This is a genomic window from Jeotgalibacillus sp. ET6 (genome assembly GCF_029667115.1).
GTDB lineage: Bacteria > Bacillota > Bacilli > Bacillales > Jeotgalibacillaceae > Jeotgalibacillus.
In genome coordinates this window covers 247405-264640 of the sequence record NZ_JARUIU010000003.1, presented here as the reverse complement: position 1 = coordinate 264640, position 17236 = coordinate 247405, and the positions used below count along the sequence as shown (strand labels likewise).

Genomic DNA, 17236 nt, shown 5'->3' with positions numbered 1-17236 from the left:
TCCGCTTGAAAAAGGAGGAAGCGAAATGAATGTGACACCGTATGTCATTGAACAATCTAGTCGTGGGGAAAGGTCATATGATATTTACTCACGGTTGTTAAAGGACCGCATTATTATGGTGGGGGATGAAATTAATGACGGTTTGGCAAATAGTGTGGTGGCACAGCTGTTGTTTCTAGCAGCAGATGACCCTGAAAAGGACATCTCAATGTATATTAATAGTCCTGGTGGATCCGTAACGGCAGGCTTTGCGATCCTTGATACGATGCAATACATCAAACCAGATGTCAGGACCATTTGCATGGGGATGGCAGCTTCCTTTGGAGCAAACCTATTACTAGCTGGTACAAAAGGAAAACGTTATGCCCTGCCGAACAGTGAAATCATGATTCATCAGCCGTTAGGTGGTGCTAAAGGGCAGGCGACGGATATTGAAATATCTGCTAGACGCATTATCACCCTGCGCGAACACATAAATAAGATTATTGCGGAACGAACAGGGCAGCCCATTGAAAAGGTCGCACATGATACCGATCGTGATTATTTTATGAGTGCCGAAGCAGCAAAAGAGTACGGAATTATAGATGAAATTATTTAATCCAGTGAATGAAACAACCACTGAATAAAGTTATGATCTGCACCCCACTTGTTAGACAAACAACTAACAATTTTGGAGGTGCAGTTTTTTAGTGGTTTTTTAGGGATGAGAATAGAAACGGTTTTCAACATTAACGATGGTTTACTAAATGAAGGACAAAGGAATCTTCCCGACAGGCTTTATTAGGATTAATTCCTGTTGAACTTAGGGGTGTGTTTCTATAGCAAGAAACGCTTTTTTAAATTCAAGTAAAAGGTAGTTTAGTTCAACAAGAAGGGGATTTTGATATGGTATAGAATAAATTACTATATACAAACGATCGATTAATAACCTTAAGGCTGCTGTTAGTTAGGTTGCCGACAGAAATAAAGGATGAGGGAGGCAGTAAAATGGGGAAAGTTATTGTTCATGCGACCATAACACTTGATGGCTTTATGGCCGATCCTGACGGAGGAATTGATTGGATGTTCGGCTTTTCGTCTGTGGACGAAGATGGAGAGCTGGTAAGCAACGTGATGAAAGAATTAGGAGCCATAGTAGGTGGTGCTAACAAAACGCAGACCATTGAGGAAGGGGAGATACCGTACGGCGGTATGCTAAAGATTCCGGTATTTGAGATGACTCATGAGGCTCGTGAACCGATTGAAAGGGACGGCATCACCTATACGTTTGTCGTTGATGACATTACGCATGCAGTCGAAGCGGCTAAAGCTGCTGCCGGTGAAAAGAGTGTAGCGATTCTGGGAGGCAGCATCTCCCGGCAGTGCCTAAAGCTTGGGCTCGTGGATGAAATTCAACTACATGTAGTACCGCTGCTGCTGGGTGAGGGCATTTCATTATTTGGCGGGCTTGGACAGCAGATTAAGTTGGAGCGGATAGAAACAGCTGCCTTTGCGAGCGAAACCCACCTGCGATACCGTGTTGTAAAGTAGGTGAAATTTAATTGGATCTATTATCAAGACATTCAAATAAGATCCTTCCAAAGGTTGAATACCTTCAGTTGGTATTGACCCTCGAAAAGAAGGCGAGTAGTAAAAGGGGATGTTTATGGGTTTATTATCAGGAAAAGTTTCTTTGAGTGAATGTGAACTTAAAAATATATTAACTAAGATTAAACATGGAGATAGCGATTGGCAAGAGGTGGATCGGTTATTGATAGTCATGTCTATGCTAGAGCATATCGGCTCTACAGATGCTGAACTCCGAGATCAATTGATATATACCTCGTTTTACAGATTGATAATTGAGAGTAATCATCTAGAATCTGAACTATTAAAGGAACTATTAAATGCTTGCTTGAGTGAACTGATTTTTAAAGGAATCGGTGAAGAAGAAACAGATACAGTCTTCACAAGAGCGTTTAGTACACTTTTAATCGCATTGATTTTGTACAGAGATAATCAAGAAAATTTTTTATCATCAAGCACAGTTACTGCAATTAAGGAGAACTTAATTACATACATGAACCAGGAGAAGGATTTAAGAGGATACGTCACTGATAAAGGGTGGGCCCACAGTGTTGCACATGTAGCTGACACTTTTGGTGAATTGGTGAAAAATCCAAAGTTAAACACCGATTGCTATCCGGAAATACTAGGGACATTGTGGAACAAGATTCTAATATCCAAAACGGTCTATGTTCACGATGAAGAAGAAAGGTTAATCATACCTATACTTGAAATGCTGGATAGAGGACTGACCGTTCAAAAAATAGAAGAATTAATCCAGCACTTACCGATTAAATTAAAGAATCAAAAGGAGCAGCTAGAGAGTGAAAAGTATTGGTTCTTAGTGTTTAATGTAAAAACATTTTTAAAAAGTTTTTACATTAAAATACATAGAAATTCTAAACTACTAGCACTTCAAAATAGTATTGAACAGGCCCTATCAAAAATGTGTTGAAAAAACCCCTTACAGAATTATGTAGGGGGTTTTCCAATTACATGAGAAATCCTCCATTGGAACTAAGTTAGTATTTTCACAATCCACTAACTTTATAATTACACTTTCTCTAAAAGGATCTTTTATTTGAAAGCCGCTTAATTTCTTTTCTATGCTAATGAAGGTTATAACGTTTTAATCTGCTCGTTCAGGGAAGAACTTTTTTCAATCGCTTGTGATATACGCTCCCAGTATTACTTTTTCTTTTTCTTTGAATAGAACTCCGCTGCTTTTTTGCGGTTTCCGCATAGCTCCATGCTGCACCAGCGTCTCTTTCCTCCTTTAGATGTATCAACGAAATAGAGTTTGCATTCTTCATGATTACACTTCCGGATACGACCGGGAGAGGTGTTTTCAAAAGTAGTCATAATAGAGTCTATAATGTGGTACATTACGTGATCTTCAACCGTTGCCCCTTCAACTGTCATCTTCAATTTTTCACTTTCAGAATGGATGGCCAGGCTTACTTGCAGGCTTTCGGCTATTTTTTTCAATTTATTGGTGGTGTGGAGTGAATGCTCTTCTCCTTGTTCAATCTCAGACAATATAGTGCTACAAAGAGTACGGATGGATTCAAGCTCAACAAGTAAAGAATCCAGTACTTCCTTTTTTTCTAAAGCTGCCAGATCAGACTCTCGGAGTAGATGATTTTCTTTCAGCCATTGAAGAGCGCCTGATGCATCAGCTAAGATGTCAATCTTTTGTTTATTAGAAATGTACGTTGTATTAACAAGGTTAATCCAAGACGTCCCACCTAAAGTGAGTATTGATTGATCCATAATTTATCACCTCAGTACAATTATAACCTCTAAAAACAATTTGACAAGTTAGAAAAGGTGGTGTAGGTTAATTTATAACTTCTAAAATACTTTTTAGTGGTTATATAAAAGATTTATAAATTGGATGCTGTAAAATTGATTGACCTCTTTAGGAGTTCAAAATAAAAGGTATGAGGTGGTAATATGTTAGTTAATCATAAAACGGTTAGTGTTAAGGGCGTGGATATCTTCTATCGAGAAGCAGGTCAAAGGGGAAATCCAACCATTTTGTTGCTTCATGGTTTTCCTTCCTCTTCGCATATGTATAGAAACTTAATACCCGAATTAATGGAGGAGTTTCATGTTGTGGCACCAGATTATCCAGGGTTTGGGAACAGCGGTCAGCCGGATATAAATGAGTTCGAATACACATTTAGTAACTTTGCCTTTCTCATCAATGAATTTGTGGAGCAATTAAACTTAGAGAAATTTAGTATTTACGTACATGATTATGGTGCTCCAGTGGGATTCAGGCTGGCGTACGACCACCCTGAGCGTATCCAAGCCATTGTAACCCAAAACGGAAATGCTTATGAGGAGGGTTTACTGCCCGCTTGGGACCCTGTACGCAGCTATTGGGAAAATCCTAGTGAGGACAATAAGAACAAAATTAGATTCCTTTTATCTGAAGATTTTACAAAGTATCAATACACAAACGGTACTCGCAACCCTGAACATATTAGTCCGGATGCTTGGAATATGGATCAGTTTGTTTTAAATCGTCCCGGAAATGACGAGATCCAGCTTGCTTTGCAATATGACTATAGAAATAACGTAAAACAGTATCCAAATTGGCAGGAGTTCTTCCGGACCCACCAGCCGCCCACACTAGCTATTTGGGGCAAAAATGACATGTTTTTCGGACCAGAGGGTGCTCTGGCATTTCAGAAGGACCTTAATGACTGCGAAGTGCATTTATTGAATACTGGTCATTTCCCATTAGAAGAAGATCTGAAAACAAGCGCTATTTTAATTAAGCAGTTTTTGCAAGAACGTCTATAAGGAATAAAAAGTAGGAACCATTCATTTCACACGTAGCTAAAGTTATTGGAGTAGGAAAATAGCAAAAATAAAAGGAGTCTTGCGAATCAAATTCATTCGTAAGACTCCTTATATTTCTGGTCTGAATTGATTCATTTTGTTTAAGGATTTAACTATTTTTAAGAGTTTTATTTATGATTTTAAGAGTCATTACGGTATTGTTTAATGCCATTATCTTTCTTCAAAAATCCGATTATTAGGATTAAAATTGCTGCAACCAACCCAATAATACTTACTACATATAAAGCTATTTTGTCAGGATGAATAGGGAAGAGGTTGCTTCTTAAAATAATTCAAATCGCATTTATGCAATTGCTTAATTCTTTTGTGCAGCGCTTTCCTTCTTCACTAAAATCATCGGTTGATGAGGATGGAAAGGACCTGTACAATATCCTTATATACCAATATCTTACTAAATGATAAGAGAAGGGGTGAGGCGTATTCGAAAAATAAGAATACTGGATACGATTCAAAAAGACTATAGGAAAAGCAAAGGTTTGTTTCTCTTAAAGTTAGTGATCAATATACTGGCAGTGTATTTTGCCATTCGAGTTCTATATACAGCAATTATACTTGATAATTCTGCAGAAACTAATATAGATTACTTACTTTTCAGTATGCTTTTTTTCTTAGGGTTATCAAATACGGTTCAGTTAGTTGAAATGGTAAGGGATAAGAAAAAGGAACATTTTACGTTACTGCTTGTCTCTACGATCTTACTTTTTGGCGTTAGTGTTGCGATCTTTTTGTCTTCATCAATTGGGGGCGAGGTCTTTTAGCGAAAATACTGAAAATGCAGTGTTATGTTGAGAATTTTGAAGGGATTTCTAAGGGTTTATACGAATGATTGGGTTGAATTTTAGTCTAATCTGAAAGGTGGTTTATTTACAATGTCACAGAACAAAGAAGAGAGCAGTGACAACATAATAACGATGACGAAAGAAAAGTTTTATCTCGTTTTAGGATCCACCATCTTTCTGAGCATAGTTACTTATGGAGTAATAACACAAGTGTTAGAGAGATTATTTTAATATGATTTTGGACTGAACAAAAAGGTAATAGCAAATTGGGTTATGTGCTTCTTCTTGAACGATTAGTCTGTTTAACTGGAGATGTCATAATAGCTGTGGCTATCCTCTGTGGGATTTCTGCAGGAACGTGTAAATAGTTACATAATTTTACTAATTTATAGTTCTTAAGCCATCAAAAGCTTATGAAATTGCTTTTTTAAAAAGAGAATTTCAGCAACTCTACTTTATACATTTTATAAGTAAGATAAAGAAATTAATTGATATTTTTCACTAACTCAAAAGACTCAGTATTATCATCTTGATCCCATGAAACCGTAACATCTAATGACTTTACTTCCGTCGTATCGTCAAACACATCTTCAGGTATTTGAATTCTGAGTGGTTCATTTTCTTTATGGGATTCTGCCTCTAACCCTATTTTTCTTTGACCACGGCTAATATCAACCACGATTTCTTTCAAATTTTCTTCAGCTATTTCATTAGGTGTTAAATATAAATTAGTAATATCCGTTTCTTCATCTAAAATAATTTCTCCCTCCCAGTGATCACTTTCACCGCTGAACATCACTTCACTATTACTGTCAGTATTGTCACAAGCAGAAATCAATGCGAAGAAAATTAAAAGCAGAAAACAAGATAAAATACGTCTCACAGTTCAACCCCCTTAATACTGATCTTGTTAAAAATTGTAACATACAGTCATTTAATCATTTGCTTTATCTACCATTTAGTTCAAGATATTAGTTCAAGATACTATAGAAATAGATACCGTCTTTCTATTTAAAACAAACAGCACCGTATGAATGATCACACGGTGCTGCTGATATCCTAGTTTAACACCACAGGCTGCCAGAAATAGACGAATAGAACGATCACGAAGATGGAGAGGATATTCATCCAGAATCCGGCTTTCACCATATCGTTAATCGTTAGATAGTCCGAGCTGAAAACCGCGGCATTTGGCGGCGTTGAGATCGGCAGCATGAAGGCGCATGAAGCGGTTAATGCCACAATTGCCATTATGGGATAAGGATCAACACCAATGGCAAGAGCCAGTCCAATGCTTACCGGGAGAAGCATATTCGAAACTGCGGTATTAGACATGATTTCAGTCATAAATAGAACAATAGCAGCAAGAGCAATCAAGATGACGATGAAAGGCAAAACACCAAGTCCTTCTAATAATCCGCCGAACCATTCAGTCAGGTTTGACGATTCAAAGGCTGCAGCAAGCGAAAGACCGCCTCCAAACAGCAGCAAAATGCCCCACGGAAGCTGTTTCATATCCTCCCATATCATGAGCCCGCCCTTTTCCTGTTTCGCTGGGAAAAGAAACATAGATACAGCACCGATCATGGAGATCGAGGTATCAGACAGCGTATACGCTTCCGGCAGGAAACCGCTGGACATCCAGAGAAACCCAACGACAGAGAAAACCGTTAATACCGCTTTTTCCTCGTAAGACATCGGTCCAAGCTCTTTTAACTGATTCTTTGCAAAGTCGGAGGAGATGTCCTTTTGGTTTTCCACTTTAAATTGAATTTTGGTCATGTAGAAATACATTCCTGTAAGTAAAATAAGCGTCAGTGGAAAGCCGAATAAAAACCAGTCAAAGAACGTGACGGTGCGGTCTAAGCTGTTTGAGGCAACCGCCACAAAAACAGCGTTTGGAACAGATCCTATAATCGTTGCAAGACCGCCGATGGAAGCTGCATAGGCAACCGTCAGCAGCAGACTTTTTGCAAAGCGGTTGAGCGAGGCCTCATCAAAAAAGTTTTTCTCTTTAATTTCTTCTATTAAGGCAAGAGCAATCGGAAGCATCATGAGAGCTGTCGCTGCATTTGAAATCCACATCGACAATCCCGCGGTGGCAATAATGATTCCGAGGATGATCCGCTGACTGCCGGTGCCGACATACGATAAAATAAACATGGCAATTCTTCTATGTAAATTCCATTTCTGTATCGCGAGGGCAATTGTAAAGCCGCCCATGTACATAAAGACAATCGGATCGGCGTAGGCCATCGCTGCGGTGCTTTGATCAGCGCCGCCAGCAATCGGAAGCAAAAAAATCGGCATCAATGACGTCGCCGGAATCGGCATAGCCTCTGTAATCCACCAGGCAGCAACCCAAAGTGTGACCGCAAGTACGGCCCTCGGCTCATCCCCTAACCCCGTGATAGAGGGGATGAAATAAAAAACAGCAAACAGTAAAGGCCCTAAAAACAGCCCTATTTTTTGTCTGGTCTCCACATGATACTCCTCCTTTTATTGAAAGCGTTTGCGAAAAGGTAAAGGTACCATGTAGCTGGAAAAAAGTAAATATACCTGAATACTAGAATGATAGAGTTGCAGCGCTTAACAAAGGAGGTGCAAAAGGATGAAAGATGAAACCATATGTAATATGAAAGAGTTAGAAGAATCAATTCAAAACGTGCTTAGCATGCTGGAGAAAGAACGGCTGGAGCGGCCTGGTTCGATGGTGGAGCTCTTGATGAAAAGATATCAGACGGCGCTTGTATTGGTTAGGAAATCACAGGACGCATCAGATATAGAGTCATCAGATCTCAAAGTTATTGGAGGTGCCAGAGCCTTTTTGGACAGCAGCAGTGATTACCATCATCCGGTACTTGAAGAGATGTATAAAGTAGAAAAGATAATCAAACGATGTAACGGGGATGACGCAAGGCGGTTGTATGGCGAAAAATAGACTTTTGTTCGCACACCTGCAATCTAAAGAAGGCAAGAAGAACCAAACGGTCGATGAAAAAAACTCAACCAAATGAAGGTTGAGTTTTTTCTTAATCGATCAATTATTAATACCGGCCTCCAAGTGCGGCATCACTTGGCATGATTGCATTGATGCGTTGTAAATCTTCAGAAGTCAGTTGGACCTTTAAAGATTCGATGTTTTCTTCTAGATATTTGATGCGTTTCGTTCCTGGAATCGGCAAAGCTCCGTGAGCCATAGTCCAAGCAATAGCCAATTGGGAAGGTGTGCAATTTTTTTCCAAAGCCATTTCCTTAATCTTATCGACTAATTCCACATTTTTAGAGAAGTTTTCTGGTTGGAAACGAGGAAGACCTCGACGCACATCCGTTTCTTCCAAATCTTCATATTTTTTCAGTTCTCCTGATAAAAACCCTCTGCTTAAAGGGCTGTACGCGATAAAGCTAATACCAAGTTCGTTGACTATCGGTAAAATTTCAGATTCCACTTCACGGCTCCATAGAGAATATTCGGTTTGCAAAGCCGTAATTGGATGTGTCGCATGTGCCCGATGGATTTGCTCAGGCGTTGCTTCTGATAAACCGATCGCCCGTACTTTACCTGCCTGTACCAAATCTGCCATCGCTCCTACTGTTTCTTCTATAGGAACATTGGGATCGACACGGTGCTGATAATACAAATCGATATAGTCAACATCTAATCGCTTAAGACTCTTATCAATAGCCTCTTTAACGTAATCAGGATGGCCAAAGATGCCTTCAAAGTTTGGGCTAAACCCAAATTTGCTCGCAATAACAGCTTGTTCCCGTCGACCCTTCAATGCCTTGCCAAGTAATTGCTCGTTATGGCCATTGCCATATACATCGGCTGTATCAAGCAATGTAACCCCTAAGTCTAATGCGTGGTGAATTGTTCGAATAGACTCCTCATCATTAACTTGACCGTACAATGGTGACATCCCCATCAACCCTAATCCAATAGCTGACACTTCTAAATCGCTTTGACCTAATTTTTTCGTTTTCAACAGCAGCTCATCCTTTCCGGTATCTTTGAAAATTAAGGAATTCATCTAGTTGTAATTCCTTGTATCAAACTATACAAGTTAAAGTCTGCTTTAAGTCAAGGGGTACAATAAAATCAAAGATCCCTTGGGTTTTTTTTAAGAATAATTAAATCATAGAACGTTATTTTCCTGTTTATCTTCTCCAAATGTTTTATCGTCATCGCTAATTGCTTTTCAACCAGCTGCTTGTGATCCGTAAGTGTTTTCCTCCTTTGATCTAATGTATTATCACCAACATGATGCATTGAAAGATAATCTTTGATCGTTTCCAGCGGCATTCCGGTATCTTTTAAAGCCATGACCAGTTCCAGCCATTCCAATTCTTGTGCTTTATATACCCTTCGCCCACTGCTGTTTCGAGTTATTTTTGGCAGGATTCCTTCCTTTTCGTAAAATCGTAATGTTGATGAGGGTATATCATACATTTTTTCTACTTCATTTATAGTATACATAATGAAAACCGCCTTTTACTTAAAGTCCACTTTAATAAAGATTAATCTATTACAAGGAAAATAACAATTCTATGCAAGGCTTTTGCAACAAAACTATTGCATAAGTGAATCATTCATTGCTGTTTGTGAAAAAGCAAAACTCGTGGTGAAGAAATGCGGTACACCTATTAACAATAGAAACAACTAAAACAGGGAGTTGAAGGTTTGATTATGATGGATAGGTTATATATGAACCGGATATGGAGAGGGCAGAAGGTTGTATATGTTTGAATAACTAGATTTATATATATAATCTCCTATTTTCAATCACCTTTTAAATAGATCCTTGTTGAGAGAGTATGGGTATAATGACTTATTTTTCTAGTTTGACAGTTTCCTGATTGCCTGCCTAAACCCCCAACTATAAAATGGAAGAAATAGTCCAACTGGTAAAGGAAGTGAAACAATGTCTCAAACTGTCCGATATGATGCTGAGGCTCTGCAGACAACGATGGAGGAACGCGTGAGCCAGTATGAGAACTTCAAGGAAAAGCTGGTGGTACTGAGGGAAAAGATGTTGGCGGTCACAGAGCTGGGGGATGCGTTTGAAGGAGAAGGCGCAACCAATATTAAGAATTTATACCGTCATCAAAGTGAGATTGTGACATTATGGATTCAACTGGCAGAGCAACAGATTGCGTTTATGGGTGATGTGGGAGCAATGGCAGAGGACCGTACTCTAGGCGGCAACACTTTTATAGATGTTCCTTTTGCAGACACCGATCTCCAGACTGCTCATATCAGATCCACCCAGATGTTAAGTCTGCAGCATGAGGATTTATCCCCTATTCTGTCTGGGATAAGCGACTTGATTTCGCTTGAGCCCTACTCTCCAACCGAGATCGAAATGGCGCTTGAAGACGCCAAACATTCGCGGTTAGATACCGTGGAGACAGTAGAGGAGTACGATCAGTCGCTTGTTAGTGAATATGAACTCTCAGAAGAAGGACAAATCTATCTTTCCGGTCGCTTTAATGAACTCGTGAATGCTACGATGCAAGGAGCATCCATTGTTCCCATGTCTTTTAACGCAGCTTCCATTGAAACAGGCGAGTTGTATCAGGTAAAGGATGAAGTTCAGCAGCGGAGTGTGGACTACATTACCTATAAAGAAGAGCAGCAGCAAGTGCGTGAAGCGCAGGCAAAACAGGCAGAGCTCGACGCCCGTCCATGGTATGAAAAAGCCTGGGACACGGGAACCGTATTTGTAGGGGAAATCAGCGGATATTATGACAGCAAACGGGCTGCAACAGGAATTGACCCTGTAACAGGTGAGGAACTGTCAGAAACGCAGCGCGCTACCGCAGCAGCATTAGCCGCAGCAGGATTTATCCCCGTCGTCGGCTGGGGAGGCAGATTGTTCAAAGGTGGGAAAGCTGTCTACAACACCTCTAAAGGAGTCAATGCAGCCACTCATTCTCTGGATGCCTATAAATCAACTAAATCATTAAGCGCACTCGAAAAAACCGAGTTTGGGATCTATGGTCTCGTCAGTGCGAATGGAATGACGGAATACATGACAGGACGCGATCTGATGGGGAACGAACTGACAGATGAACAGCGGAATGCGAGTTTACTTCAAAGTACGCTTTTACTGGGTGGAACGGCATTTGCTATGAGAGGGACGACAAACGTCATCCAGGATATGAAATCTGCTGGCAGCACGATCTCATCCGGCTCTAGGCACGTCACTTCGCAACTGAGTAATGCAACTACCCATTTATCGACGCTGGCTAACCGGATCGCTCCACAGAATAGTGGGAAAGCGGAGCAGGTCGTGATGGTGAATGGTCAGAAACAACATCTGATGGACGTTGATGGTAATCCTTCAACCTCCAGTCATGCGATTGATGCAGCAGGAGATATTAAAAGAATTAGTGAAGCAGATCAAAAAAAGTTAGAAGGCTGGAACTATGCTCCTAATGAAGAGAAGTATCTAAAGTATAAAGAAACGTTTGATAATCCAAAATATTATAACCAGGAAACAGGGGATATCAACTGGCCTCCGAATGATGGTTTTGAGGGAATTCGTGAAAAGGTAAAACTAGATAAAGGTCATATCATAGATCGATACGGAAACGAAGGTGGCAAGTTTTTATCTCCACAAGGTGTTCCTTATGAACAAAGGGCTCTTGCTTTACACAGTGATGAAATGCCATATCATAAATATGTAGTTAGGCGTCCTTTTAATGTTGAAAGCGGAGACGTTGCCCCGTGGTTTGACCGACCTGGAGGGGGAACACAATATTTTACGGGTACATTCAAAGTACCAGACAAACGTACAGGCGAAATGTATGAAGCTACAGTCGAAAATTTGTTGAAATTACGATATATTAAAAAGATTGACTAAAGAGGTGATTGATATGAATATGAAGCAGGCTGCAGAACTTTTAAGTCGTGAAGGCAAATCTATGATTTATAAGAATAATTCTCTCCAGGAAGATGTTTCACCATATGATAATTACTATCAATTAAAAGAAGATGAACACAAATGGGTATATGGTTTTTGGATGGTAGAAAGACAGAACAATCCATATTTTAAAAAACAAAAAGAATTTAAGACAGAGGAAGAAGGAGCAAAATACTTCTTTTTACAGACGTTATCCACTCATTATTTTTTTAAATATATTGAAGAGTTCATTGATCAGCATCCTGAACTTGATTTAGATGGCGATACCTTTGATGAGAAAAGAATTCAAAAAGCGATGGATTTATTGTCAATTCCATCTACTTTATTAGCAAAGGATAAGAATCAAATAACAAATAGAGCAATAGTATTAGAAAAATCGGGTGATAGTCATACTGTCATTTTATTTGTAAACGACAAAGGAGAAACTGTGAAATCAACTCTTCCCATTGAAAACGATAGTGTTATGTTTTTTGCTTTCAAAACAGTCTATAGCTTATACCTGTTTGAAAACAAAGTATCTCCACTTTTAGAATCCTATAATTTGAGAGATCAATTTACAGATGAGGATATTTTTCGATTTTTCTAAGAAAAACCAACTCTAAAACATTCCTTGATCGGATAACAGCTTGTAGGATACATGATTACATAAAAGGCCAGTTCATTCATTGTGAACGGCCTTTTTTTCAAAAAGATTCCCGCGAAGTAGGTTAATCGAATAATGGTTATGAAATAATCAAAATAACATTCCTATTAAAGAGGTAAATGAATATGAATATGGAACAAGCAGCTGAACTGCTACGTCACGAAGGCATACCGATCATTAATAACAATAATTGTATTCAAGAAGAGGTTCTACCTCACTCGAATTACAGTCAGCTAAAATTAAACAAAGACAAATGGTTATATGGTGTATGGATGATTGAAAGAGAAAATAATCCCTATTTAGATGTAGAGGAAGAGTTTAATTCAGAAGACGAAGGAGCAAAATACTTCTTTATCGATCTATTATCCTCTCATTATTTCTCTAAATACGTTGAAGAATTTATGATGAACCATCCCGAGTTCGGTATAGGGAGGGATACGTTTGATGAACGTGGACTTCTTACAGCCATGTCCTTATTATCAATTCCTTCGTCTTATTTGATAAAAGATAAAAATGAAGCGAAAAACAGGGCGATTTTATTAGACAGAGATGATGACACAACTGTAATCTCGTTAGTAAATCCCAGTGGGCAAATTGCAAAATCTTCTCTTCCAATTAAAAATCACCGGGCTTTGTTTTTTGCATTTAAAGGAATCTATAAATTGTACCTATTCGAAAAGAAAGTGTCGCCGCTTTTAGAACCCTACAATTTGAGAAATGAATTTTCAGATGAGGATATTTTTTCATTCATTTTTTAGTAACAGTAGGCGTGAGTAAATGTCCACATATAAAGCTAGTTCATTCATAATCGTTTGAACTGGCTTTTTTGGGCTATACCTATGGAAATTAAAGTAATCGACGGATTAGCGTTGTAATAGATAATTAAAGTGAAGTGTTTATATTTGAAATGAGTAATGAGGTGAGTGGCTGTGAATATGAAGCAAGCAGCGGAACTTTTAAGTCAAGAAGGGATTTCAACGATTCTTAAACCTAATGTCCTTCAAGAAGAGCCCCGGCCATACGAAAGCTATTATCAATTAAAAAAGAGTGAAGAAAAGTGGCTGTACGGATTATTTATGGTTGAAAGACAAAACAATCCGTATTTAAAAGTAAGAAAAGAGTTTAACACGGAGGAAGAAGGAGCAAAATATTTCTTTATCGATCGGTTATCCTCTCATTATTTTTTAAAAAATATTCAAGAATTCATTTCGCAACATCCTGAAGTTGATATATATAGCGATACGTTTGATGAGGAGGAGCTTCAAAGAGCGATGTCTTTATTATCCATCCCTCTTTATTATCTGGCGATAGAGGAAACGAAAGGTAAGAATAAAGCAATCCGGTTAGATAAAAAGGATGATAATTACACCGTCATTTCTTTTCTAAATGATGAGGGAGAATGTGTGAATTCAACTCTCCCTATTGAAAATGAAAGTCTTCTGTTTTTTGCCTTCAAAACAATTTACAAGTTGTACTTATTCGAGAAAAGGCTGTCACCGCTTTTGGAATTGCATCATTTGAGAGACGAATTCACAGATGATGATATTGTTCTGTTTTTTTAAGAATCTTTTAAATAGGAGAAAAGACGATGTCTCAATGTGAAAAAAGTTCCGTCCAAAACCAACTGCAACTCGTATTAGATCTGGTTCAGTCAAGGATCGAGCAAACACCTCACCCGTATTATCATATGCTTGAAAAAAGAGTCATCATTGCGTCCGATCTAGTAAAGAATGAAAGGGAGGGGGAGAAGGCTTCATTAAATCTGAAGGGTGCATTACGGGCCTATTTAGAGACGAACTTGCCAGATCGTTATGATGATCCGCTTATCATTGAATTAGATCAATTAGAGGTGCTCCTGGATCAATATGCTAAGGATGGTGGATCATGAAGTTCGTTGAGCTTAAAAACACGATGTCCGATAAATACAGTGTAAAGAAAAGAGAAGGAAATGAAGAAACAGTCATCGAACTTTACCCTAATAATCCGGATGGAAGTCCTAATCTTGATGGAGGGTACCATCCGGTAGGAAACCATTCAGAGAAAGAATGGAAACTCTATGAAATTCAAAGAGATAAGAAGTTTTTAAAAGCAGTTTTTCCTCGTGAGGAACCAGGATTATTAGGGCTTTATTTAGCAGTGAAAAAAGTGTATGAACATAAGCAATCTGACTTTGACCGGGAAATGAAAAACATGTTGAGAGATATAAACAAACCTGAAGAGGGCATTGCTTTGTTAGAGCAACAGTTTGATGAAAATCTATTTTCATTTAACAAAGATACAGAGGGCGCTATTACTATTTTTCAAGAAGGTGCCGAATTTAGTGTATCCTATTGTTCCACTTTAGGAGAGTCTGTGCCGATCATGAAGAACAGGCCACTGCAGGGTGCATTTTTGGCTGCTTATAATTATTGCCAACTGCTTAACGTGTTTTCCCATCTGCTTCAGGAGTGGAAGGGACGCCTTCAATTAACAGTGGCAGAATAAGAAAAATTGAAGAGGGTTTTTATGGGGAAATAACGCTCGAATTAGACCCCAATGGAGGAAGTTTCATGCAGGAGTATAAATTAGTAAGCGATTATCGCGACAATGATCGGCTGAGAGAGAGCTTTAATCGTTTAGCACAGGAAACGTTTCAGCTGGATTTTGATCCATGGTTTGCCCATGGCTACTGGACGGACAAGTACATCCCTTTTTCTTTTATAAATGAAGAAGGGGAAGTCATTGCCAATGCATCTATTTACAAAATGACCATTGAAATGAATCAGGTCACGCACCAGGCAATTCAAATCGGGACGGTCATGACGGATAAACGATATCGTAATCAGGGGCTTGCCAAAAAGTTAATGGATCATATTCTGGAGTTGTACCAAGACAGTGTGGATTTTATTTACCTTTTTGCCAATCAATCAGTACTGGATTTCTATCCTAAGTTTGGCTTTACCCGGGCGGATGAATGCGAATACAGCGTATCCTTCAAGAACAGCCAAATAAAAGCGGGGGATAAAGAGTTGATCAAACTAAGCGTGGATCATGACCTCAAGCTGCTGGAAAGCTTCGCGAAAAACCGCTGCATCAGAAACAGTGCGATTGCCGTGAAAGATAATCCGGAACTGCTTATGTTCTATTTTCTTATCGCATTTCCTGATTCCATTTACTACTTGAAGGACCTGGAAACGATTGTCCTCATGGAGCTGGAGGAAGAAGTGCTTCATATTTTCGATGTAATTTCGCTTAAAGAGCAGGATGTACGTGAAGTGGTAAGCCGTGCAGCCGGCAAAACGACTGAACGGATTGTGTTTCACTTTGAACCTGGGGTTATTGATGGACTGAGCGTTCAGAAAAGGAAAAATGATGAGGATGAGTTGTTTTATTTATCCCAGGATTCTTTATTTGAGGGAGAATTTAAATTCCCCCTAACCTCGCATTCTTAAAATCAACCAACAGATCTAACGAAATGATGGTTGACGTCAAAAGCTCCTTATGGCAAAATAATTGTAATTTTAAGAAAAAAGGCTGAGAAGAGAAGAGTAGGCAGGGCTGCGTTGACAAAGAGAACTCCGGTTGCTGGGAAGGAGGGAGACGGGCTTGCTGAACAAAGACTTGGAGCTGCGCAGGGAATCTGTTTTAGCAGAGGATGATGCGACGGGATCTCCCGTTATAGAGATAAGGTATACGCTGAAACCTGGCCGTACCTGATGAGGTTGATATAGTGATGTATCAATAAACTGAGGTGGTAACGCGGAAACTTCCGCCCTCAAGATAATTTTATCTTGGGGGGCGGGAGTTTTTTTGTTGTACCAAAAAAGGGAGGGATTAAATTGAATCCAATATTACTGGAAGTACCGGAGAGAATCGAAACAGAGCGATTGGTGCTGCGGATGCCACGGCCGGGTGACGGAGAAGTTGTAAATGAAGCCATCCGTCATTCAATCCATGAGCTGCGGCCCTGGCTCGGGTTTGCTCAAAGCTTGCCAACTGTTGAAGAAACGGAAATCAACACACGGGAAGCGCATATCAAATTTTTATCCAGAGAAGCCCTGAGATATCTGATTTTTGTAAAAGAAACTGGAGAGTTTGTCGGTTCCTCCGGCTTTCACAACATCAGGTGGGAAATGCCAAAAGTGGAATTAGGTTACTGGATGGATACACGGATGAGCGGGAAAGGCCTTATGACAGAAGCGGTCGGGGCATTGAAGCAATTTGCTCTTTCAGAACTGGGATGCAAAAGGGTGGAAATTCAATGTGAAAAAGAAAATTTGAAAAGCCGCAACCTGGCAGAAAGGCTTGGATTTGATCTGGAAGGGATTCTTAGAAATGAAGACCTGTCTGTGGACGGGAAAAGACTGACAGACACGTATATCTATGCGAAAGTGCAGGATTGAGGAGCGCTTCACAAGATGATTAAAGGCTGCTTTTTCAGTTTTTCAACTGTCTTTAAAAGGGAAAAAGTTCTGTTTTTGTCTTAAAAT

Annotated in this window: 19 protein-coding genes; 14 read left to right on the top strand and 5 right to left on the bottom strand. The window is 39.3% G+C overall.

Annotated features, from left to right (window positions below; all coding sequences use genetic code 11):
- Window positions 1–25 precede the first annotated feature (25 nt).
- The 3 genes from clpP (at window position 26) to P6709_RS10060 (ending at window position 2500) form a co-directional block, all read left to right on the top strand.
- The gene (gene clpP / locus P6709_RS10070; RefSeq protein WP_278240794.1) at window positions 26–598 is read left to right on the top strand and encodes an ATP-dependent Clp endopeptidase proteolytic subunit ClpP; all 573 of its coding nucleotides are present in this window, start codon (window positions 26–28) and stop codon (window positions 596–598) included.
- A gap of 389 nt (window positions 599–987) precedes the next feature.
- Window positions 988–1530: a dihydrofolate reductase family protein gene (locus P6709_RS10065; protein WP_278240793.1), complete on the top strand. Its 543-nt coding sequence runs from the start codon at window positions 988–990 to the stop codon at window positions 1528–1530.
- Window positions 1531–1645: 115 nt separating this feature from the next.
- The gene (locus P6709_RS10060; protein ID WP_278240792.1) at window positions 1646–2500 is read left to right on the top strand and encodes a DUF2785 domain-containing protein; all 855 of its coding nucleotides are present in this window, start codon (window positions 1646–1648) and stop codon (window positions 2498–2500) included.
- 233 nt (window positions 2501–2733) lie between these two features.
- Here P6709_RS10060 and P6709_RS10055 read toward each other — a convergent pair whose 3' ends face one another.
- Complete coding sequence (locus P6709_RS10055; RefSeq protein ID WP_278240791.1) at window positions 2734–3318, bottom strand: CGNR zinc finger domain-containing protein; 585 nt, start codon at window positions 3316–3318, stop codon at window positions 2734–2736.
- Window positions 3319–3501: 183 nt separating this feature from the next.
- Between P6709_RS10055 and P6709_RS10050 the strand changes: the two genes are divergently transcribed.
- The gene (locus P6709_RS10050; RefSeq protein ID WP_278240790.1) at window positions 3502–4359 is read left to right on the top strand and encodes an alpha/beta fold hydrolase; all 858 of its coding nucleotides are present in this window, start codon (window positions 3502–3504) and stop codon (window positions 4357–4359) included.
- Window positions 4360–4895: 536 nt separating this feature from the next.
- The gene (locus P6709_RS10045) at window positions 4896–5177 is read left to right on the top strand and encodes a hypothetical protein (protein WP_278240789.1); all 282 of its coding nucleotides are present in this window, start codon (window positions 4896–4898) and stop codon (window positions 5175–5177) included.
- A gap of 505 nt (window positions 5178–5682) precedes the next feature.
- On the opposite strand, the gene P6709_RS10040 is transcribed toward P6709_RS10045, so the two are convergent.
- Both P6709_RS10040 and P6709_RS10035 read right to left on the bottom strand, forming a co-directional pair.
- Complete coding sequence (locus P6709_RS10040) at window positions 5683–6081, bottom strand: hypothetical protein (RefSeq protein WP_278240788.1); 399 nt, start codon at window positions 6079–6081, stop codon at window positions 5683–5685.
- Window positions 6082–6257: 176 nt separating this feature from the next.
- Window positions 6258–7682, bottom strand: a complete 1425-nt coding sequence (locus tag P6709_RS10035; RefSeq protein ID WP_278240787.1) for an SLC13 family permease — start codon at window positions 7680–7682, stop codon at window positions 6258–6260.
- 127 nt (window positions 7683–7809) lie between these two features.
- Between P6709_RS10035 and P6709_RS10030 the strand changes: the two genes are divergently transcribed.
- Window positions 7810–8139 (top strand): hypothetical protein, encoded by a 330-nt coding sequence (locus P6709_RS10030; protein ID WP_278240786.1) that lies wholly within the window; start codon window positions 7810–7812, stop codon window positions 8137–8139.
- A 106-nt stretch (window positions 8140–8245) separates the two neighbouring features.
- Here P6709_RS10030 and P6709_RS10025 read toward each other — a convergent pair whose 3' ends face one another.
- The gene (locus P6709_RS10025) at window positions 8246–9184 is read right to left on the bottom strand and encodes an aldo/keto reductase (RefSeq protein WP_278241062.1); all 939 of its coding nucleotides are present in this window, start codon (window positions 9182–9184) and stop codon (window positions 8246–8248) included.
- A 113-nt stretch (window positions 9185–9297) separates the two neighbouring features.
- Window positions 9298–9675: a MerR family transcriptional regulator gene (locus tag P6709_RS10020; protein ID WP_278240785.1), complete on the bottom strand. Its 378-nt coding sequence runs from the start codon at window positions 9673–9675 to the stop codon at window positions 9298–9300.
- 445 nt (window positions 9676–10120) lie between these two features.
- Here P6709_RS10020 and P6709_RS10015 point away from each other — a divergent pair, with 445 nt between their 5' ends.
- The 8 genes from P6709_RS10015 (at window position 10121) to P6709_RS09980 (ending at window position 17149) form a co-directional block, all read left to right on the top strand.
- A complete protein-coding gene (locus P6709_RS10015; RefSeq protein WP_278240784.1) occupies window positions 10121–12064 on the top strand; it encodes a T7SS effector LXG polymorphic toxin in 1944 nt (647 codons plus the stop codon).
- 13 nt (window positions 12065–12077) lie between these two features.
- Window positions 12078–12710, top strand: coding sequence for a hypothetical protein (locus P6709_RS10010; protein ID WP_278240783.1), 633 nt, complete (start codon window positions 12078–12080; stop codon window positions 12708–12710).
- A gap of 182 nt (window positions 12711–12892) precedes the next feature.
- Window positions 12893–13525 (top strand): hypothetical protein, encoded by a 633-nt coding sequence (locus tag P6709_RS10005; protein ID WP_278240782.1) that lies wholly within the window; start codon window positions 12893–12895, stop codon window positions 13523–13525.
- A 171-nt stretch (window positions 13526–13696) separates the two neighbouring features.
- Window positions 13697–14329, top strand: a complete 633-nt coding sequence (locus P6709_RS10000; protein WP_278240781.1) for a hypothetical protein — start codon at window positions 13697–13699, stop codon at window positions 14327–14329.
- A 26-nt stretch (window positions 14330–14355) separates the two neighbouring features.
- Complete coding sequence (locus P6709_RS09995) at window positions 14356–14655, top strand: hypothetical protein (RefSeq protein WP_278240780.1); 300 nt, start codon at window positions 14356–14358, stop codon at window positions 14653–14655.
- Entirely contained in the window at window positions 14652–15251 is a 600-nt protein-coding gene (locus P6709_RS09990) for a hypothetical protein (protein ID WP_278240779.1), read from the top strand. The genes P6709_RS09995 and P6709_RS09990 overlap by 4 nt, the downstream gene beginning before the upstream one ends.
- Window positions 15252–15316: 65 nt before the next feature.
- Window positions 15317–16198 (top strand): GNAT family N-acetyltransferase, encoded by an 882-nt coding sequence (locus tag P6709_RS09985; RefSeq protein WP_278240778.1) that lies wholly within the window; start codon window positions 15317–15319, stop codon window positions 16196–16198.
- A gap of 387 nt (window positions 16199–16585) precedes the next feature.
- The gene (locus tag P6709_RS09980) at window positions 16586–17149 is read left to right on the top strand and encodes a GNAT family N-acetyltransferase (RefSeq protein ID WP_278240777.1); all 564 of its coding nucleotides are present in this window, start codon (window positions 16586–16588) and stop codon (window positions 17147–17149) included.
- Window positions 17150–17236: the final 87 nt, after the last annotated feature.